Consider the following 4,589-nt stretch of genomic DNA (forward strand, 5'->3'; position numbering starts at 1 on the left):
TTAAGGATTTAGAAAAACTTTTAGAACTTCACCGCCAAAATAACTTCACGGGAGCAATGTTAAGGCACCACAGCCTGAACAGTACCAGATATTTAAGTAAATGGATTGAAGAAAAGAACAAGATTAAAAATTCACCCTAAAAGTTACATTGGGTGTAAAGCCGAGTCCTGTTTGATCAATTTTTTCGATTTCAAAATCACGGTCTAGCCTGTAAAAAGTATTGTAAACATTTCTGTTTCCCAAAAGGTTCCATATTGAAACACCTACAAAACCGCCCACTTTAGGAAAAAGCATAAAACCATAAGTTGCCGAAAAGTCCAACCTGAAATATTCCGGCAATCTGTTGCTATTGGGGGAGCTGTATTCAATTTCTCCAAAAGTTTCTTCGCTTTGAACGGGAATAGTGGTCGGTCTTCCACTGTGCCAGTTAAATCCAGTTGAGAGTTTGAGTTTGTTGAAATCATAGGAAAGCCCCAAAGCCACCACATTGGTAATATCGATGTTATTATGAAAATGTTGCGGCTCCAGTTCTTCAAAAAAATAGGTGTTTTCAGAGATAGAATAACTGAGCCATCCTGAAAATTCATTGAAATTTTTATGTAGTAAAAAATCAATGCCTTTGACTTCATAATTTCCGTGGGTCCTTACAAACTGAAACTGGTTTTGAAAACCCTGACTTTGCGTGGTGATGCCGTCCACTTTTTTAATATAAGCTTCGGCGTTTAGCAGTATGCCGTTTCGTTTGTAACTTAAACCCAGGGAAATTTGTTTGCTTTTTAAAATGGGAATTTCTTCTGGTTTGGAAAGCACCCACCTTCGGTTTTCCACCCCAAGAAAGTCTGTTTGAAAGTCGATCACCTGAGAGGTGGTCTGGCTTTTTTGTTCGCCAAGGACTTCCAGCGTGAAAAAATTCAAAAACTGCTGATTGAAACTTAAACGCAGTTCTACAAGTATAACATCAAATTCTGAAATATGATTGGCTCTGCCACCCAGCCTGAAACGGGTCATATAGTTTTCGGAGACAAAGCTCAATTCACCGAAAAGACTGTTAGTCAGAATGGTTTCCTTGTTGGTGTTTGAATTGAAAGGGTCATTGATTTCTTCAAAATTAGTGATAACTGTTTCATTGATTTGATACCCGGTTTTAATGGCAAAATTGTTGTTTAAAGCAAATTTGGTGTCTAAAATAGCACCCCAATCTTTTACATCATTTTCCTGATTGAGTTTTTGCTCTGAAATGACGTTGAGGTTTGTGGCTTCAATGGTGTAGTTTGAACCATAGAGCTGAAGGTTTGAAATAATGGTTTCATTCCAAGACCTTTCATAAAATATTCCGGTGGCCAGATTGGTTTGCTTTAAATTACTAACTCTGGATTGAATTAAACTTGTCCTGAACTCGTCCTGCTTTACATAGAGGTTATTGTTGATAAATATAAAATTTAATCGGATAAAATCTTTCGGCGAAAGCCTGTATAACCATCGCAGCGAGGTATCATAAAATGAAAATTTTTCATCCCTGTCAGTTGCATTGGCAATGCTGTTTGTTACTTCACTGTTTTGAAATACTTTTTTAAAATATTGCCTGAAAGTGGGGGTGTCCAGAATTTTGTTGTAAGAACTTCTGGCAGCAACCTGAAGTGATGAGTTTTCAAAAAGTGGGGTGTCCACATACACATCACCATTAATCATATTGATACCGACACTTACCTTTAAGGAATCGTTGATTTTTTTACTTGTTCGCATCGCAATCACCCCGGAAACCCCATCACCATAAATGGCACTTGAACCGTTTTTAATCAGGCTGACCTCTTCGGTCAAATAAGGGTTAAAAGCTGAAATCATTCCGAAAAAATGCGAAGTTTGGTACATTTTAATGCCATCCCACAAAAAGAGGTTTTGGTCATGTGTGCCACCGCGCACATTAAGGTAAGAAACGGTTTCATTGTTGCTAATGATGCCCGGCAATGCCTGAATGGTTTGCAATACATCAGGCTCTATCAGCCCGGGAAGGATGCCAAAATCAACATAATTGATTTCCAAAGCGCCGGTACTGCTTTTACTGATTCCTTTGATGATGTAATTTTGAAGTAAAATTTCATTGAGGGGTTCTACCTTTTCTGAAATGAAAAAAGAAGTGCAATCGCCTTCAGAAAAATCATTAGCGGTAAGTTCAATAGAGCGATAGCCCACATAATTAATTGTGATTTTCTGTATTTTTTTTGAAGCTTTGAAAGTGAATTTTCCATCACTGTTGCTCAATACTTTTTGGCCTAAATAATTTATGGAAGCTGAAACCACGGGAGCACCCGTAGTCTTATCATACAAATAGCCGCAAAAATTGACTATATCATCTTCTGGAATGACGGCAATGATGTTCTCTGAAAGACGGGTAAATTTAAAGGGAGTGCTTTTTCGTAAAAAGTCCAGAGTTTGCTCCAAAGTTGAAAACGGCTGCTTTGTTATAAAAATTCCGTCAAGGGAAGCATCGGCATAACTAAAAGAACAGGAGAACTGAATTTCAATTTGTGTCAAAAGATCTACCAAGGGGATAGTATCTTCAGACTTTTGACCAAATAGGATAAAAATCTGAAAAGTAATGATAAAAGTGATGAAAAACTGTTTGTAACTATTCACTCTTCTTCAAAATTACTTTACCGTTTTCTTTATTGTAGGTTAATTGCAAAGGTAAGGTAATTGACTGTAAAGCGTTGTCCAGGCTGTTATGAACAAAGCTTCCGGTAAACAGTTGTTGGGTGTTGATATTTTGAAGTTCAAACACTATGTTGTATTGGCGTTCAAATTCGCTTAAAACAAGGCTGTAATTGACACTTTTAAAACTGGAACGGTTTTCCATCCAACTTGGAACACTGAATGTCATTTCTTCATTCACAATTTTCCCATTGTGATATTTGTATGCTTTGGAGGCAATCAAGTCAACAGAGTTGTTGAGGTGATCTACTCTCACTTTTCCTTCATAACAGTTCACCTCAAAAATATCGGTTCTGCTATTCACGTTAAATGCTGTTCCTAAAACACTCACTGAGCCTTGTTGGGTACTAACTGTAAAAGCTTCACCTTTGGCGACTTTAAAAAATGCTTCACCATCAAGTTTGAGTGTTCTTTCAGAATTCCAGCTATTGGGCTTATATTTCAAAGTGGACTTCGCATTGAGTGTTACTTCTGAAGCATCGGGAAGGGTGATGGTTTTATTTTCAGCAATTTGAGTGGAAATGGTGGTGTAAGGGTCGTTGAAAAACAAGAAATAAATACCAAAACCAATTGTAAAAACAGCTGCAATTCTTAAAATATAACTAAGGGTAGAGTGCTTGGCTTTTTGTGTTTTGCTTTCAGCTGTTTTATCTTTGAATTGAGTGTAGGAATTTAAAGCATCAAAATCAGGGGCTTTAAAATGCTTGGCATTTTCAGAGAGTTTAAGATAAGAATTGTAGGCGTCTAATTGCTTAAACGCCTCCAATTCTTCATGGTTAAGTTCACCTTGTAACCATTTTCTAACTAACTTTTTCTCCTTCATGGCATTTTTTTCAATTATATAACAACTCGATGATTAAATGTCCTACCCAAAATTTCAAATTCCTTCAATTTCTTTTCGCAATTCTTTTAGGGCACTATAAATACGTTTCTCCACAGCTTTTTTTGATATATTTAAAATTTCTGCAATTTCCTTGTGTTTTTTACCTTCAACACGGTTGAGTAAAAAAGCGGCTCTTTTTTCTTCGGTAAGTTTTGAAAGGGCATTTTGATATTTTTTTAAATATTCATCCTCTTCAATTAAAAACTGTGGATGTTGATTGTCAAGGCCCGGTTTGACAGTTTGTGCGTATTTAAGTTTTACCTTTTCGTGCTTGATCTCATTTAAGGTAGTATTGTTAGCAACTGAAAATAGGAATGACCGGGCTTTGTCTGGTGTGATTTTCGCACAATTTTCCCAAAGTTTCATATAGGCCTCCTGCACTTTATCATCAGGGTTGAACTGATCGCCAAATTTATAATAAATAAAATCGTGTAGGTCTTTGGACACCTTTTGATAAATCGAGGCAAAGATTTTTTCGTCACATACAGTATCGAAAAGGTTCTTTTTCATTTCACATTTTTTGTAAATGTATAAAATATGTTGACTTTATTGACCAAAAGTCTTTTTCAAAAAATCTTTAACAAAATTGCCAAAAAATTAGACCCATACTTAAGTGTTAAATCATGGCAGTACTTATTGTTTAACAATTACATTGATTTTTATCTTTTAGTTTATGATAAGGCTGCCCCTTCAAGGGCAGCTTTTTTTTGTTAATAATAGCCTTAACCAACTTTGATACTCAACTGCATATGCTTATCTTTGCATTCCTTAAAACGATATTACCAGTATGTTTAATAATTTAAGCGAAAAATTAGATAAAGCCCTACACGTCCTTAAAGGACACGGGAGCATCACAGAAGTCAATGTTGCTGAAACCCTCAAGGAGGTAAGACGCGCATTACTCGATGCCGATGTCAACTTTAAAATTGCCAAGGAGTTTACAAACACGGTGAAAGAAAAAGCACTGGGTCAAAATGTATTGACAACGTTACAGCCC

At 36.3% G+C, this 4,589-nt stretch carries 4 protein-coding genes; 1 reads left to right on the plus strand and 3 read right to left on the minus strand.

The genetic code is table 11. The features are described 5' to 3' along the window. Window positions 1-123 precede the first annotated feature (123 nt). From AC6F75_RS06760 to AC6F75_RS06770, 3 genes are read right to left on the minus strand one after another with little or no spacing between them, the layout of a single operon-like run. Complete coding sequence (locus AC6F75_RS06760) at window positions 124-2,634, minus strand: TonB-dependent receptor plug domain-containing protein (protein WP_500714194.1); 2,511 nt, start codon at window positions 2,632-2,634, stop codon at window positions 124-126. Then, window positions 2,627-3,532, minus strand: a complete 906-nt coding sequence (locus AC6F75_RS06765) for a FecR domain-containing protein (protein ID WP_500714195.1) — start codon at window positions 3,530-3,532, stop codon at window positions 2,627-2,629. Before AC6F75_RS06765 ends, AC6F75_RS06760 begins: the two co-directional genes overlap by 8 nt. Window positions 3,533-3,586: 54 nt before the next feature. Then, the gene (locus AC6F75_RS06770) at window positions 3,587-4,102 is read right to left on the minus strand and encodes a sigma-70 family RNA polymerase sigma factor (protein WP_500714196.1); all 516 of its coding nucleotides are present in this window, start codon (window positions 4,100-4,102) and stop codon (window positions 3,587-3,589) included. A gap of 277 nt (window positions 4,103-4,379) precedes the next feature. On the opposite strand from AC6F75_RS06770, the gene AC6F75_RS06775 reads away from it, so the two are divergent. Next, on the plus strand, window positions 4,380-4,589 hold a 210-nt coding region (locus tag AC6F75_RS06775), incomplete at its 3' end, for a signal recognition particle receptor subunit alpha (protein WP_500714197.1).

It is taken from the genome of Planktosalinus sp. (genome assembly GCF_059864935.1).

What these genes read in the sequence shown, in the direction of transcription:
- AC6F75_RS06765 (WP_500714195.1), bottom strand. Translation starts at nt 3,532, where the DNA reads ATGAAGGAGAAAAAGTTAGTTAGAAAATGGTTACAAGGTGAACTTAAC.
- AC6F75_RS06770 (WP_500714196.1), bottom strand. Translation starts at nt 4,102, where the DNA reads ATGAAAAAGAACCTTTTCGATACTGTATGTGACGAAAAAATCTTTGCC.